The following is a 16,599-nucleotide window of genomic DNA, read 5'->3' on the forward strand; positions in this document are numbered from 1 at the left end:
GGGCATCCGGACACAATGCACAACAGAGATGCACGGAATGGCATGAGAGTTTTCTTGTCGAGTCCGGCGCTGGCGCCGTAATGTCGATGCGTGAGCTCTACGCATGAATTCCCGTTCCGGCGCGACGATCCGTTCCGGCCACCTGCCCGCTACGACACCCTGCGCGCCGAGGAACCGGTGTGCCGGGTCCGGCTGCCGACCGGTGCGACCGCCTGGCTGCTGACCCGCTATGCCGACGTGCGCGACCTGCTCGGTGACCCCACGGTGTCCTCCGACATCCGCCATCCCGCGTTCCCGGCGCTCGGCATCGGCGAGCGCGAGGCGGGGTCGCGGACACGGCCGTTCATCCGGACCGACCCGCCCCGGCACACCCGCTTCCGGAAGCTGTTCGTCGGCGAGTTCACCCCACGCCGGGTGCAGGCCGCCCGGCCGGTGGTGCAGAAGCTGGTCGACGGGCTGGTCGACGAGTTCGCCGCGCGGCCCGGGCCGGTCGACCTGGTGCCGGACTACGCCAACGCGGTCACCACCACCGTCGTGTGCGCACTGCTCGGAGTGCCCGCCGACGATGTCGAGTTCTTCCGTGAGGTCACCCGGGTCTCCGGGTCGCGCACCAGCACGTCGGAGGAGGTCTCAGCCGCGCTCGGCGAGCTGTTCGCGCTGCTCGGCGCGCTGGTGCGGGCGAAGGCCGCGACACCCGGTGACGACCTGGTCGGCAGGCTCGTCGCCGAGCACCTGCCGGCGGGCACCGTCACCGAGCAGGAGCTGGTGTCGGCACTGGCCATGACGATCATCGCTGGCCGGGAGACCACGACCAGCATGATCGCCCTCGGGACGCTCTACCTGATCGAGCACCCGGAGCTGCGCGCGGAGCTGGCCGCGAACCCGGCGGCCTGGCCGGCGGCCGTGGGCGAGCTGCTGCGGGTGCTCTCGGTCGGCGACTCGCTGGCGCTGCGGGTGCTCACCGAACCGCGGACCTTCACCGGTGTCACGATCCCGGCCGGGAACGGTGTGATCGGGTTGCTGGGGGCGGCCAACCACGATCCCGAGGTGTTCCCCGACCCGGCACAGGTGCGCCTGGACCGCGGCGGTCCCGGCCACCTCTCCTTCGGGCACGGCCGGCACGCCTGTTTCGGTGCCACTCTCGCCGGGGTGGAACTGGAAATAGCATTGCGGACCCTTGTCGAACGTGTCCCGGAATTGCGGGTCGCGGACGTCGCCGATCCGGTCGAGTACAAACACGAATCGGCGACGTTCGGAGTGGAGAGAATGCTCGTCACTGTTTCCGGGTGAGCACCCCCAGTGGTGCGGAATCACCGCGCAGGACACGCAGTTCCCACCCGGTCTCGGCGGCGACCCGGTCGAGTCCGAAGGCGTACCAGCGGTAGGTCTCGGTGACCTCCCGGGCCGGGGCGCCGCCCGGCCGCGCCTGAGCGGCCACCCGCCAGGTGCTCCGCAGCTCCAGCGCATCCGGCCCGGCCTCGGGGCACGGCTGGGCGGCGAACCACCATTCGTGCCGCCGCCCGCCCAGCTCCGGGGCGGCCAACCGGGTCGGAGGCAGCTCGACGGGCGCGTCGAGAGCCATCAGCTCCACCACGAGCGGGGCACCCGGCACCAACCGTTCGGCCAGTCGCCGCCACAGCCGCAGCCGCGCAGGCTCGTCGAGGTGCCCGACGACGCCGCAGAGCACGGCACCGGCGAGCCGGTCCGGCAGCTCCAGGCCCGGTGCGGCACCGGGTACGACGGTGACCCGCCGTCGCAGGTCCGGGTCCCGCACGACCCGGCTGGTGAGCACCGCGCGCAGCACCGGGGACGGCTCGGCGGCAAGGATCCGCACCCCGGGGAGCGCCGCGGCGATCACCGCCGTGGTCAGGCCGGTCCCGGCGCCGATGTCGGCCACCGGCCCGGCGTCGGGATCCACGCCGGCCAGCGCGTCCCGCAACGCCGGGGCAGTGGCTGCAGTGTGCCTGCTCGCCGATGGATCGAAGAACTCCGCGGTGGCGCCGTAGCCGATCCCCGGCCCGTCCGGTGGTGCGGCCTGCGGGGTCGGTCGGAGCGCCGCCGGCCGCACCGGGACCGACGGGGCCGCCCGGTCCACCGCCGGCTGCGTCGGGGCCGAGGGATCGGCCCGGTACCCCGCCGGCTGTGCCGGGGCCGGGAGGTCGGCCCGGTCCGCCGAGGCCGCCGGGCCGCCCGGCCCGGTCACCCCGGTCCGGCCGGCGCTCGGCGGCATCAGGTCGGCGGCGTCGAGGACCTCCGGTGGCCGGGGGCGGATCGACTCCGGGGGGCCGAGCCTGCCCACCAGATCGACCCACATCCGGGCCACCGCGAGGTCGAGGCCGCCGTCGCGCAGCGGGTCCGTGCCGGCCTCGGCGGCCGCCCGCAATCCGCGCAGCGCGTGCGCCACGGCCTCCGGCCACAGCCCGGTGACGATCCCGGCCTGCGTGCCGGCCGGAGCGAGCTCGGTGGTCGAGAGCCGGTCCGGGCCGCCCGGGTCGAGGTCGAGCCGGTGATCGGTGTCGCGCGACGCGTGCAGCCGCGGTGTCCACAGCACCGGGCCGTGCGTGTCGGCCAGGGTGAGCACGCCCCCCTCGCAGCCGATCGCGATCCGGTGCCAGAGCAGCGCGTGGTTGTCCCGGTCGCCGGGATGGAGCTGGTTGTGCACCCGCAGCGTCACCGGCACACCGGCCACCACACCCTGCACCGAGCGCAACGGCCCTTCCCGCCCGGCCCGTGCCACCGCCTCGGCGGGGAACGGATCCGGGGTACCGAACGACCAGGGCCGCACCCCGCCCAGGGCGCGGGCCACCACGTCCAGGAACGGCTGCAGCACGTGCACCGGTGTCGCCGCGTCGACGAACAGTGGAGGCTGCCGAGCGCGCAACCGACCGGCGGCGGCGAGGAACGTGCGGACCGGCGCCACGTGCGGGTAGTGCGTGGTCAGCCGGAACGCCACACCATTGCGGCGGGCCGTGCGCAGGCAGGTGGCCAACTCGTCGGGGTGCATCGGGTGCTCGGCGAGCACCGCGATGCCGCGTTCGAGCAGGGCGCAGGCCAGCTCGGCACCGCGACCGCCGGAGACCGCCGAGCCGACCGCGACACAGGCGGCGTCGATCCCGTCGATCCCGTCGATCTCACCGAGGGCGGCCGGGTCCTCGGGGAACGTCAGGTGCGGCACCCCGAACTCCTCGGCCTCCCGCCGGGAGCGGGCCCCGCCCCGCGAGGCCAGCCCGGCCAGCTCGAACTCGACCGGCGCCGAGCGCACCCCGCGGGCATGCACCCGACCGAAGTTGGTACCGACGACCAGGACGCGCCATGGTCTGCTCACAGCGCGCCCTCCTCGTCCTCGAGCCCGTCCCCGGCGATCTCGGTGAGCCGGGTCACGCCGAGCGCCTGGACGGCGTCGAGCACCATCGCCGGGTCGAGGACCTCCCCGGCGTGGTGCACCCCTGCCGGTATCTTCCCCGCGGTGATCGCCCTGGTGGCGACGGCGGCGACGGTGCCGGTCAGCGCGTAGGAGTCGGGACTGCGCAGCACCACGGTGCGGGCCCCGCCCTCGCCGTCGGGGCCGTGGACGGTGACGACCATCAGGTGGTAGGCCCGCTGCCCGGCCAGGTCCAGCTCGGCCGCCCGGACCAGCGCCGCCGCCGCGCCGTGTGGGTCCGTCCCGCGCAGCCTGCGCATGGCCTCCCGCACGTGCGGTCCGGGATGGACGTTGAACCAGTCCAGGCCGGCCAGTCCGGTGGTGCGGGCGAGGCGCTCGGACTCCGCGGCGAGGAACGGTTGCAGCGCGACCCGGCCGTCGAAGAACGGTGCCTGCGCGTCCTCCTCGGACCGCAGCGCGCGGGGGACACGAACGCCGTCCCGCCAGGCGGCCAACGGTTCGCCGTAGGCGGCACCGTCGGGGCCGCCGGCGTCCAGGGAGAGCAGCATGTCCCGGGCGACGCCGGGAGAGCAGCGCTCCACCCCACCGGTGTGCACCCGCATCCGGGACGGGTTCATCCCGGCGGCGCGTGCCCGGGTGAGGAGCAGCCGGGGCAGCAGCGCCGACAGACCCGGGACCACGCCGGCACCGAGGACCGCGACGTTCGGCACGGCCCCGCCGGTGAGCTGCTGGGCGAGCTGGGCGTCGCCGGAGACGTCGACGTAGCGTGATCCGGCGCGGGCGGCCGCGCGGGCCACCCGGTCCCCGATCGCGAACGCCGGCGCGGCGCAGTGCAGCAGCACGTCGGCGCCGTGGGCGAAGGCGTCCAGGGCGTGCGGGTCGTCCAGGTCCACCGGGTGGGTGCTGACGGCGGGTCCGTCGAGGGTGGCGGCCAGCTCGTCGAGCGGGCCGTGGCGGCGTCCGCCCAGCCGCAGCGGCCCGTCACCGGCCAGCACCCGGGCCGCGGCCGATCCGACCGCCCCGGTCGCACCGAGCAGCGCCACCGTCGGCCCGGTCGCGGCGCTCATGCGAGCACCTCCGCACCGGTGACCGCGGCCAGGTGCCCGAGGACGGCCGGGACGTGGTCGTCGGCCAGGCAGGTGAAGTGGTCCCCACCGATGTCGGTGACCGACAGCTCACCCAGGCACAGCTCCGACCAGTACCGGGTCACGCTCTCCCGGCTGCCCGGGAACGGGTACGGGCCGGCGTGGCGCAGGAACGCGACGTCACCGGGGTAGGGCTCGGCCCGGTACCGGGTGATGGCGAAGACGCTCTGCCGGAACGTGCGGAACATCCGCAGAAGCTGGGCCGGTGTGAAGGTGCCCACCGAGGGCGGTACCGCTTCGCACATCCGGGCGACGCGGGTCTCTCGGGGGACCGTCGAGAGCCGCCGGAAGCACTCGCCCACCGGTTCGAACCGGCCGTGCAGTTCGGCGAACCCGCCGTCGCGCATCACGCCGAGGGTCTGTGCGAGCACTGCCTCGGCGGCCTCGGTGAACAGCACCGGATCGTCCGGGAAGCCCAGTGACGGGGCGTCGATGCCCATCATGACCGCGAACGAGTACTCCGAGAGCAGCTCGTCGTCGAGCCGGAACGCCGGTGCGTGGCTGCTGATCGCGGTGAACGAGGCGACCTCGGCGCCGGACTCGGCCAGGGTGCGGGCCACCTCGGTGGCGACCAGCCCACCCAGGCAGTAGCCGACGACGTGGAACCGCCGGCACCCGCCCTCCAGCAACGCCCCGGCGTAGTCGGCGGCCATCCGTTCGATCAGGCCCTCCGGGTCCTCGTCGGCGAAGACGTCGAGGTCGACGATCTCCAACCCGACCATCCGGTTGCGGCCGGTGGCGCGGCGGCGGATCTCGGTGACCAGCGCCCGGTAGGGCATGATCGTGCCGACCCCGGCGTGTACCAGCACCACGGTGGTGTCCGCGTCGTCCGGGCCGTTGAGCGGCACCAGTGGGCTGCGACCCTGTTCCTCCACCTGCTGGTCGGTCGACCCCGACAGGCCGTCGAGGTACTCGGCCAGCCCGGCCACGGTGGGCCGGTGCAGCAGCCTGCGCAGCACCACGTCCCACTCGATGTCGACCAGTGCCGGTATCTGCTCGCGGAGCCTGCCGACCAGCCGCGCGACCAGCAGCGAGTCCCCGCCGAGGGCGAAGAAGTCCTCGTCCCGGCCGACCCGGTCGCGCCCCAGCAGCTCCGCCCACAGCGCGGCCAGTTCCCGCTCCCGGCCCTCGCGCGGCTCGGTTCCACCCGCCACCGGGGTGGCCCCGGCGTTCGTGCTGGGCAGCAGCTCGGCGAGCGCCCGTCGGTCGACCTTGCCGTTCGCGGTGTGCGGCAGCGCGTCGAGCAGCTGCCAGTGCGCGGGGACCATGTAGTCGGGCAGCCGGTCGGCCGTGTGCCGGGCCAACACGGCGGCGTCGAGCACGGCGCGGTCGGACTTGAACACCGCACTGAACAGCCGCTGTCCGGGTGCGGCCAGCGCGTCGTCGTCGGCGGGCAGCACCGTCTCGACCCGTCCGCCCGCCCCCTCCAGCAGCGTGCGCCAGCCGTCGACGTCCGGGAACGTCACGGTGTCGGCGCGTCGGGAGTCGGTCGGCTCCGGGCCGAGCGCCTCCAGGAACTCCATCGACGCCAGCAGCGCGGGCGAGCGGTCCCGGGTCTGCTCGACGAGCACCATCCGCCCGCCCGGGGTGAGCAGGGTGACCAGCCGGTCCAGCACGGCCGGCAGGTCGGCGCAGCGGTGCAGCGCGTTGGGGGCGACGATCACGTCGGCGCAGTAGGGCGTGAGGCCCTGGGCGTGCAGGTCCCGCTCGGGGTCGAACCGGGCGTGCCGGACCCAGGGGTGGTCGGCGAAACGCTCCCGGGCCTCCGCCACGAAGAAGGCCGAGGGGTCGGTCACCAGGAGATCGACGTCGGCTCCGGCCAGGGCCGCGACCAGCTCGGCGGTGGCCCCGCCGACGCCGGCGCCGATCTCCAGCACCCGCAGCGGGCCGGTGCCGCGCCGCCGGTGTGCGAGCTCGGCGACCGTGGCGGCCGCGGCGGTGTTCAGCCCGCGGACCGCGAGGTTGTCCCGGTAGGCCGCGCGGACCGCGTCCGCCGGGGCACCGGGGAACAACAGCGCCGCGATCGGGAGCGACCCGTCCAGCAGTTCGGGCAACCGGCGGGCGCAGGTCCGCACGTGGTCGAGCAGGTCGGCGGACCAGCCGAGCCGCCGTTCGGCCTCGTCCAGCGCCGTCCAGCGGGCGGCCGCGACGTCGGCGTCGGGCGCGGTGAGTCCGCTCCAGTGCCCCTCGGCGGTGCGCCGGACGAGACCGGCGTCGGCCAGCGCGGCCAGCCAGCGGCGGACCAGGCGGTGGTGGGCCGGCGGGGCGCCGAGCGCGACACACACCTGCTCGGTGCTGCGGCCCGGCCCGGACGCCGGGACCGCGCCGGTGAGCGTGGCCGCCATCGCGGCCGCCGCGGCCGCGTCCAGCTCGGCGGTGAACCGGACGAGCTCCGCGGCCCGGTCCCCGGCCAGCGCCGGCAGCGCCGCGCGGGCCGCGGCGGCCGGAGCCGGGTCCGGTGCGGGCGGCTCCACCCGGGCCGGGGCGACGACGGCGGCGAGCCGGCGCCCGTGTACCCCGTCCCCGTCGACCAGCACCGCGGCGACGCCGACGGCCTCGTGGGTCTGCAGCGCCGCCTCGACCTCGGCCAGCTCGACCCGGTACCCGCGGATCTTGACCTGGGTGTCCTCCCGGCCGAGGAACTCCAGGGTCCCGGCCCCGGCCCCGGCCGACGCGCCGAGATGCCGGCCCAGGTCACCGGTCCGGTAGAGCCGCCCGCCGGTGTGGGGGTCGGTGACGAAGCGTTCCGCGGTGCGTTCCGGGTCGCCGCGGTAGCCGAGGGCGACCCCGGCGCCTCCGATGTACAGCTCGCCCGGCACCCAGTCCGGTCGCGGCCGGAGCCGGTGGTCCAGTGCGCGCAGGGTCTGGTTGGTCAGCGGGCGGCCGTAGGGGATGCTCGGCCAGGTCGGGTCGACCTCGTCGATCGGGTACGCGATCGACCAGATGGCGCCCTCGGTGGCGCCGCCGAGGCTGATCACCCGCAGGCCCGGCACGATCGCGCGGACGGCGTCGGGCAGGGTCACCGGGATCCAGTCCCCGGAGAGCAGTGCCACCCGGAGCGAGGCCAGCTCCGATCCGGCGCCGGGGGGCAGCTGGTCGTGCAGCATCTGCAGCTGCCCGGGTACCGAGTTCCACACGGTGACCCGGTGCCGGGTCACCAGTTCGGTCCAGTGCGAGGGGTCGCCGCGCCGGGCCGGATCGGGCAGGACGAGGCAGGCGCCGGCGGCCAGGCCGCCGAACACGTCGTAGACCGAGAGGTCGAAGCCGAGCGCGGCGAGGCCGAGGATGCGATCGCTCGGCCCGATCCCGAAGCGCGCGGTGATGTCCGCGCAGGTGTTGCGTGCCGCCCGGTGGCTGAGCTCGACGCCCTTGGGGCGGCCGGTGGAACCGGAGGTGTAGATGACGTAGGCGAGGTCGCCGCACTCCGCCGAGGAGGCCGGTACCGCGGTGGGGTCTGTCACCGGGTCCAGCAGGTCGGCTGCGACCAGCTCGATCCCGTCCCCGGCGAGTCCGTCGACCAGCCAGGACTGGGTCACCCCCATCCGGACACCGGCATCGGCCAGCACGGCCGCCCGCCGAGCCGCCGGCTGCCCGGTCTCCACCGGCAGGTAGGCGCCACCGGCCAGCAGGATCCCGAGGACCGCGCTGACCTGCTCGACACCCTTCTCGGCGAGCACGGCGACCAGTTCGCCCGGCGCGATCCCGCGTTCGTGCAGCGCGACGGCCACCGCGCGGGCCCGCGCGGCCAGCTCACCGAACGAGGTCGCCCCGCGGGCGTCCACCACCGCGGTCGCCTCCGGAGCGGTGGCCGCGCGCGCGAAGACCGGCTCGTGCAGCAGTCCGGTGGGCAGCGGTGCGGCGGTGTCGTCGATCTCGGCCCGGACCCGGGCCTGGACCGGGGGGAGCCGTACCGGGTCGTCGTCGGACCAGGCCCGCTCCCCGTCGGTGCCGTCGGCGACCAACCGCTCGACCAGGTCGGCGAACGAGGTGAAGGCGTCGTCGAGCAGCCCGTCCGGGAACACTCCCTCGCGGCAGTCCCAGCTCACGGCCAGCCCGTCCGCGCGTTCCATGACCTGGCAGTCGATCCACACCTGCGGGGTCTGGGTGAGGGCGGACCGGACCCGGGGGGCGTCCGCGGCGGGTGCGGGCGCGGCACCGAGGGCGCTGGTGAACACGACCGGCATCAGCAGCTCGCCCGCGGCGAGACCGGCGCGGCGGGCGGTGTCGGCCAGCACCTCGCTGCCGCTGCACAGCGGATGGGCGAGGTCCTCCAGCAGCTGCGCGCCCAGCGCTGCGGCCCGGGCCGGCACCGTGGCGGGTTCGGTGACGTCGACCTCCAGCAGCTCCACCGCGGTGAAGTCGCCGACCAGCTGATCGACGTCGGGGTGCACCGGGTGCCGGGTGAAGGTGGGCACGTTGAGGGTGAACCGTGGGTGTCTGCTCCACTGCCCGATGGTCTCGGCGTAGGCGGCCAGCAGCACCGCGGTCGGGGTCACCTCGTGTGCGGCGGCCCGCCGGCGCAGCCGCGCCCAGCCCGGTGCGTCCGCTCCGATCTCGCGGCGACGGAACCGGGCCGGCCCGGCGTGCGGGTCGCCGGTGACCGGCAGCTCCGGCGCGGGCGGGAGGTCGCGGGCCCGCCAGTAGGCGCGGTCCCGCTCGGCCTGCGGCCCCGCCGCGAGACCTCGTCGGGCCAGCACGTAGTCGCGGAAGGTGAACTCCGGGGCCGGGCCCGACGAGCCGGGCGCCGTGTACTCGCGGTGCAGCTCGTCGAGCACCCGGGTCAGGCTGGTGAAGTCGACGACGAGCAGGTCGACCGACAGGTGCAGGACGGTCCGGTCCGGACAGCGGGTCACCCGCAGCAGACACAGCGGCCACCGGTCCGGTTCGGCGCGCCGGTGGTCGAGCTCGCCCCGGGTCCGTTCCAGCGCCGTGGCGACCCGGTCGTGGTCGGCGTCGCGCAGGTCCACCAGCACCGGATCCTCGACCACGACCTCGGCCAGCACCTGCTGGTAGCCGTCCGGGTGGACGACGGCGCGCAGCATGTCGTGGCGGGCGACGAGGGTCCGCCAGGCAGCACCCAACCGGTCCGGGTCCAGATCGGCCGGTGCCTCCAGCTCCACGTACGCGTGACAGGCCGTGCCGCCCCACGGGTAGCCGGTTCCCCGTCCGACCAGGTACGCGGCCTGGATCTCGGTCAGCGGGAAGGGCTCGTGCCGCGCCGCCGGGTCCGGTTCGACCCGGGCCGTGCCGGCCGAGCGCAGCAGCGCCAGCACCTCGTCGCGGTGCCGGCGCAGCGCGGCCCGGAACTCCTCGGTCATCGCCCCACGGGGTGCGCGGAACCGCAGCTGGTCGTCCTCGGCCCACAGCCGGACGCCTGCCGCGGTCAGGTCCTCGATCAACTCGCCGGCGTTCATACGGTTCCGATCTCCTCGTCGGGCAGGGCGGCCGCGATCTCGGCGGCCAGCGCGGACACGGTGGGTGCGGCCAGGAAGCGGCGCGCGGGGACGTCGACGCCGAAGCGGTCCGAGACCTCAGCGAGCAGCTGGAGCGCGGACAGGCTGGAGCCGCCGACGGTGAAGAAGGCGATGTCCCGGTCCGGGAGCGGGACCTCGCCCGGGAGGTCCAGGACCTCGGCCCAGAGCCGGGCCAGTGCGAGCTCCAACGGCCCGGCGGGGGGTGCCCCGCCCGGTGGCCCCTGGCCGCGACCGGCGGCCTCGGCCAGCGCCGCCCGGTCGACCTTGCCGTTCGCGGTCAGCGGCAGCGCCTCGACGACGGTGCACCGTGCCGGGATCGCGTGCGGGGCCAACCGGTGGGCCAGGAAGGTGTCCAGGTCGGTCGGTTCGGCACCGACCAGGAAGGCGTGCAGCCGTCGCGCCGTCCGTTCGCCGACGGCGACCACCGCGGCCTGCCGCACCAGCGGATGGTCGACCAGGGCAGCCTCGACCTCACCGAGCTCGAGCCGATGACCGGCGATCTTGACCTGTTCGTCGGCGCGACCGAGGAACTCCAGGGTGCCGTCCGGCCAGTACCGGCCCAGGTCACCGGTCCGGTACCAGCGCTGCCCGGCGTGTTCGACGAACCGCTCCGCGGTGCGTGCCGGGTCACCGCGGTAGCCGTCGGCCACCCCGATCCCGCCGATCCACAGCTCGCCGGGTACCCGGTCGGGGCGGTCGCGCCCGGCCGGGTCGACCACCCGGTAGCGCTGTCCCGCGAGCGGACTGCCGTAGGGGACCGACGACCAGGCCGGGTCGATCCGGGAGGCGTCGAACTCGTTCGACCAGATCGACGCCTCGGTGGCGCCACCCATGACGATCAGCCGGACCCGGCCGGCTCCGGCGGCGGCGAGCCTGCCCGGCAGGTCCACCGGCACCCAGTCACCGGAGACCAGGGCCAACCGCAGCGACTCCGGCAGGCCCGCGACCAGGAGCATCTCCAGCAGGACCGGGACGGTGTTCCACACCGTGACCCCGTGCGTGCGGCACAGCTCCCGCCAGCGGGCGGCGTCGCGCCGTTCGTCCTCGGCCGGCAGGACCAGCGCGCCACCGGCGCCGAGCAGACCGAACACGTCGAACACCGACAGGTCGAAGTCCAGCGCGGACACCCCGAGCACCCGGTCGGTCGAACCGATCCCGTGCCGGGCCACGACGTCGGCAACCGTGTTCGCGGCGGCACCGTGGCGGACCTGGACGCCCTTCGGGGCACCGGTCGAGCCGGAGGTGAAGATCACGTACGCCGGGTCGTCCGGGCCGACGGGTACGGGTGCCTCCAGTGGGTCGTCGGCCAGTAACGGTCCGATCCCGGTGAGCACCAGCCGCACGCCTGCGGTCTCGTGCACCTGGGTGTGCCGCCGCTGCGGGGCCTCGACCCCGACCGGGACGTAGACCGCACCGGCGGCCAGCACCCCGAGGACCGCGACGATCTGGTCGGGGCCCTTCGGGAGGGTGATCGCCACCGGGTCACCGGGACGAATGCCGCGCTCGACCAGGCCGGCGGCCAGCCGTAGCGCGGTGCGGGCCAGCTCGGCGTGCGAGAGCCGGCGTGGCTCACCGGGTCGCTCCTCCCAGATCACCGCCGGTGCGTCCGCGCGGTCCGCGGCCCGGTCCAGGAACGGCCGGTGCAGCACCCCGTCGGTGAGCACCGGCGGAACCCCGTTGAGCCGGTCCCGGACCGTCCGCTGCGACGGCGGGACCAGATCGGGCAGCGACGCGGACCAGTCCGCGCCGGCCAGGTGCTCCAGCAGGGTCCAGTACGCCTCGAACATGGCGTCCAGCACGCCGTCGTGGAACAGCTCGTCCACCGAGTCCCAGGTGACCTGCAACCGGCCCGCCGACTCCAGCACCTGGTTGTCCAGGCTGACCTGCGGCGACTGGGAGATCCCCCAGACCCGCTCGGGGAAGGTCGGTGACATCTCCATCGACACCGGATCGGCACGGTCACCGACCCCGAGCGCGCTGGTGAACACCACCGGCACGGCGGAGTCGAGGGTGCCGGTGCGCGCGGCCAGCTCGCGCAACAGCCAGGACGGCGACACGTCACGGTGGTCCAGGTCGGCGCCGAGCCGGTGCTGCAGCTCGCGGGCGGCACGCAGCCAGTCGCCGTCCGGGGCCGGGTGATGGTCGGCGAGGGTCAGCGAGGTGAAGTCGCCGAGCACCCGCAGCACGTCCGGGTGCACCGGGCGCCGGTTGAACAGCGTCAGGGTGACCGTCACCGCCGGGTTCGCGCTCCACGCGCCGAGCACCTCGGCGTAGGCGGCGAGCAGCACGGTCGACGGGGTCAGACCGTGCCGGGCGGCGGTGGCGGTGAGCGCCTGCCACTGCGGTGCGGACAGCTCACGGCGGCGCCGGGTGAACCGCGGCCGCTCGATCTGCGACGGGTCGACGCGCAGCGGCAGCCGGGGCGGTTCGGGAAGCGTGTCGAGGCGCTCCCGCCAGTGCCGTTCGGCATCGGCCACGGCCCGCGGGTCGGGATGTACCTGCAGCACGTAGTCGCGGAACGAGAGCCCGATCGGCGGGAGCTCGCGGCCCGGGTCGGCGTAGAGCCGGTCCAGCTCGGTGAACAACGTCATGATCGACAGCGCGTCGAACAGGATGTAGTCGAGACCGACCGCCAGCCGGGTCCGGACCGCACCGTCCGCACCGCGGTAGCGGACCGCGGACAGCTCGAACAGCGGCCACCGGCTCAGGTCGAGCAACCGGTGCGAGCACCGGTCGCGCAGGCCCTCCAACGCGGCCCGGCCGGCCACCGGGCCGTCGTCGACCACGTCGAGGACCTCGATCCGGTAGCGCGGGGGGTCGGGCAGGATCCGCTGGCGGCCGTCCGGATCGACCACCGCCCGCAGCATCTCGTGCCGGTCCACCAGCCGTAGCCAGGCCCGCTCCATCCGGTCCAGGTCGACGTCGACACCGTCGAACTCGGCGTACTGCCAGGTCCCGACACCGCCCAGGGTGAACCGGGGGTCCCGGCCGAGGCGGTAGGCGTTCTGCACGTCGGTACCGGGGAACGGTTCGTGCCGGGCGGCCGGGTCGGGGACGATCCGGGTACCGATGGTCGGGCCCACCTGGTCGTCGAGGGTCAGGGTCGCGGCGACGTCACGGAGTGCGGGCGTGGTGAACAGGGTGCCGAGCCGGCACCCGTGCAGGCCCGCGGCCGGGAGATCGGCCACCAGTCGGGTGGCCAGCAGCGAGTCGCCGCCGAGCCCGAAGAACGTGTCGTCGCGTCGGACGGTGCCGTGGCCCGGGCCGAGCCCGAGCAGCTCGGACCAGACCGCGGCGAGCCGCTGTTCCACCGGCCCCCGCGGTGGTTCACCGACCCGGTCGTCGTCCGCCGCGGTGCCGAGCAGGGCCCGCAACGCCGCCCGGTCGGGTTTCCCGTTGCCGGTCAGGGGCAGCGCGTCGAGGACCCGGACGGTCTCGCAGACCATCGCATCGGGCAGCCGCCCCCGCTGGTGGGTGACCAGCTCGTCGGGATCGGGCGCCGGGTGGTGGGCGAGCACGGCCGCGGCGAGGCGGCGGGTCGCGTCACCGACGACCACGACCACCGCGCGCCGCACACCCGGATGGGAGGCCAGCGCGGCCTCGACCTCGCCCGGCTCGATCCGGTGGCCTCTGATCTTCACCTGGTCGTCGGCCCGGCCGAGGAAGTCCAGGACGCCACCGGGGTGGTAGAAGCCGATGTCGCCGGTGCGGTACCAGCGAGTCCCGTCGCGGTGCACGAACCGGTCGGTGGTGCGCTCCGGATCGCCGCGGTAGCCACGAGCCACGCTCGCCCCGCCCACCCAGATCTCGCCCGGGACGAGATCGGGCCGGTCCCGCTCCCGGGAGTCGACGACCCGGCACCGCACCCCCGGCAACGGCACCCCCCACGGCACCGCGGCGCCGTCCGGGAAGGTGTCGCCGGGGGAGACCTCCTGCACCGTGGAGTGGATCGCGGCCTCGGTCATCCCGCCGAGCCCGGCGACGCGGGCCCGCGGGGCGATCGCGTGCAACCGGGTGGTCAGTTCGACCGGTACCCGGTCCCCGCCGAGCAGCACCACCCGGATCGGTATCGGCCCCGGCTCGGGGCCGGCGGCGGTGAGCAGCATGTCCAGCAGCACCGGGACGGTGTTCCAGATGCTCACCCCGTGCCGGCGCACCAGGTCCCACCAGCGGACCGGGTCGCGGCGCTCCGCGTCGTGCAGCGGGACGACCGCGCCACCGGCCGAGAGCGGGCCGAACAGGTCGTACACGGACAGGTCGAACTCGAGCGCGGAGACGAGCAGCACCCGGTCGTGCTCGTCGACACCGAACCGCTCGCCGAGCGCGTCGACGGTGTTCGCGGCGGCCGCGTGGGAGACCTCGACACCCTTCGGGGTGCCGGTGGAGCCGGAGGTGAACAGCAGGTAGGCCAGGTCGTCGGGCGAGACCGGGACCGGGCCGGGCAGCGGGTCGCCGCCGCAGGCCTGCTGCACGGTCAGGACCGGGATCTCGCCGTGCTCGGCTCCGTGCGGTGGCGCACCGAGGATCGCGCGGGCCCCCGCGCCGCGGGCGATCCGGGTCCACCGCCGGGCCGGCTGGTCGGCGGCGACCGGGACGTAGCAGGCGCCGGCGGCGAGCACCCCGAGGACGGCGACCACCTGGTCGACGCCCCGGGGCAGGCTGACGACCACGGCTTCACCCGGTTGCACCCCACGCTCGCGCAGCGCTCCCGCAACGCGCAGGGCACGCCCGGCGAGCTCGCCGTAGCCGACGACGACGTCGTCGCGCAGCACGGCGGGTCGCTCCGGCCGGGTCCGGGCCAGCTCGAAGAACGCCGCGTGCAGGGCCCGGCGCGGGCATCCCGGGCCGGTGGCGTTCGCGTGTCGGCGGACCGTCGCCGCCTCCGCCGGAATCAGCGGTCCGACCGGCCGGTCCCACGTCTGCGGTTCGGCCCCGGCCAGGCCCAGCACCAGGTCCCGGTAGGCGGCGAACATCTGCGCGGGCACCGTGTCGCCGAGCACGTCGGCGCGGACGTCCCAGTTCAGCAGCACGCCGCCGGGCTGCTCGCGGACCTGCGCGTCCAGCCAGACCTGCGGGTTCTGCGAGCTCACCCAGCAGGCGTCGCCGAACGTCGCCCGCACCGTCTCGTCGTAGACCGGGCCGACGCCGAGCGCACTGGTGTAGACGACCGGTGCCAGTACCGGTTCGCCGGTGCGGCGGGACAGGTCGCGCAGGACGTCGATGCCACCGTAGGCGCCGTGCCCGACCGCGGCGTGCAGCCGGCTCTGCACCTCGCGGGCCTGCGCGGTCAACGGCCGGTCGGTCGTGGTGTCGACGTCGAGCAGCACCGAACCGGTGAAGTCGCCGACCAACCGGTCGACGTCGGGGTGCAGCGGTGCACGCTCGAACAACGGCAGGTTCAGCAGGAACCGGGGTTCCGCGCTCCAGGCGCCGACGATCTCGGCGAAGGCGGCGGCCAGCACCGCGGCCGGGGTCAGGCCGCGGGAGCGGGCGGCCGCGGTCAGTGCGGCGGCGGTGTCCGGGGGCAGCAGGTGATGGTGGCGGACCATCCGGGCGGCGCGGCCGGGCGCACCTGCCTGCGGGGTGGTCGGCAACCGCGGCCCCTCGGGCAGCTCCGGGATCCGCTCGGCCCACCAGCCGCGGTCGCGTTCCCGGTCGCGTTCGCGGGCGGGTGCGTGCTCGTCGAGGTAGCGACGGAAGTCGTAGCGCAGTGGCTCCGGCTCGTCGCCCCGGTAGAGCGCCGCCAGGTCGGTGAGCAGCACCGACATGCTGCGGGCGTCGGCAACCATCATGTCCAGGTCGAGATGCACCCGGGTGCCGCCCTCGGGCAGCAGGCTGAGTCCGAGTTCGACGACCTCACCGCGGCCAGGATCGAGCCTGCGATGGGCCCATCGCTCGCGCAGCTCGTGCAGGGCGGGCGAGGTGTCGTCGAGCCGGCGCAGGTCGTGCAGAGCGACGGCGGGCAGGCCGGTGCGCTCGGTGATCCGTTGACGTCCGTCGTCGTCGAAGCGGGCGCGCAGCATCGGGTGCCGGGCCACCAGGGCGTCGAACGCCTCCTGCAGCCGGTCGTGGCGCACCCCGGAGCCGTCGAACTCCAGGTAGAAGTGCGAGCCGACGCCGCCGTAGGGCTGGCCGTCCTGGCGGCCGACCCAGTAGGCGAGCTGCATCGGGGCGAGCCCGAACGCCTCGTCTGCCGGGCCGCTCGGACCGGACGGCCCAACCGGACCGGACAGCAGCGGGCGGCTCCCCGGGGACCGCTCGGCGAGCAGTGCGCGCCAGGCGCGCAGCGTCGGCTCGAGCGCCAGATCCTCGAACGAGATCTCGATCCCGATCCGGCGCCGGGCGGCGGCGAACCGGATCACCGTCAGCGACTCCAGGCCGAGCTCGAACAGGTCGTCGTCCTCGGTCAGCTCGCCGGCATCGACCTCGAGCAGCGCGGCGACCTCAGCGGCGAGCCCGTCGGTCGTGCACTCGTCGGTGCGTTCGTGGCCGGTGTCGTGCGATGGGCCGGTGTGGATGTGCTCGGTCACAGCAGGTCCCGTCTTGAAAACGATTGTCATCTCGTATTGACTCATCCAAACACGGAACGTGGCGGGAT

Annotated in this window: 5 protein-coding genes; 1 reads left to right on the plus strand and 4 read right to left on the minus strand. The window is 75.0% G+C overall.

Going from position 1 to position 16,599, the window contains the following annotated elements; translation table 11 throughout:
• Nucleotides 1–90 precede the first annotated feature (90 nt).
• The gene (locus AB0J24_RS13285) at nucleotides 91–1,290 is read left to right on the plus strand and encodes a cytochrome P450 (protein ID WP_358680073.1); all 1,200 of its coding nucleotides are present in this window, start codon (nucleotides 91–93) and stop codon (nucleotides 1,288–1,290) included.
• Here the strand turns inward: AB0J24_RS13285 and AB0J24_RS13290 are convergent.
• From AB0J24_RS13290 to AB0J24_RS13305, 4 genes are read right to left on the minus strand one after another with little or no spacing between them, the layout of a single operon-like run.
• Nucleotides 1,274–3,325: a Gfo/Idh/MocA family oxidoreductase gene (locus tag AB0J24_RS13290; protein ID WP_358680076.1), complete on the minus strand. Its 2,052-nt coding sequence runs from the start codon at nucleotides 3,323–3,325 to the stop codon at nucleotides 1,274–1,276. The two genes, AB0J24_RS13285 and AB0J24_RS13290, sit on opposite strands and share 17 nt — an antisense overlap.
• Complete coding sequence (locus tag AB0J24_RS13295) at nucleotides 3,322–4,449, minus strand: saccharopine dehydrogenase NADP-binding domain-containing protein (protein WP_358680078.1); 1,128 nt, start codon at nucleotides 4,447–4,449, stop codon at nucleotides 3,322–3,324. Before AB0J24_RS13295 ends, AB0J24_RS13290 begins: the two co-directional genes overlap by 4 nt.
• Entirely contained in the window at nucleotides 4,446–9,941 is a 5,496-nt protein-coding gene (locus AB0J24_RS13300) for an amino acid adenylation domain-containing protein (RefSeq protein ID WP_358680081.1), read from the minus strand. Before AB0J24_RS13300 ends, AB0J24_RS13295 begins: the two co-directional genes overlap by 4 nt.
• Complete coding sequence (locus AB0J24_RS13305; RefSeq protein WP_358680084.1) at nucleotides 9,938–16,531, minus strand: amino acid adenylation domain-containing protein; 6,594 nt, start codon at nucleotides 16,529–16,531, stop codon at nucleotides 9,938–9,940. The genes AB0J24_RS13300 and AB0J24_RS13305 overlap by 4 nt, the downstream gene beginning before the upstream one ends.
• Nucleotides 16,532–16,599 lie beyond the last annotated feature (68 nt).

Source organism: Pseudonocardia sp. NPDC049635 (genome assembly GCF_040659795.1).
Classification (GTDB): domain Bacteria; phylum Actinomycetota; class Actinomycetes; order Mycobacteriales; family Pseudonocardiaceae; genus Pseudonocardia.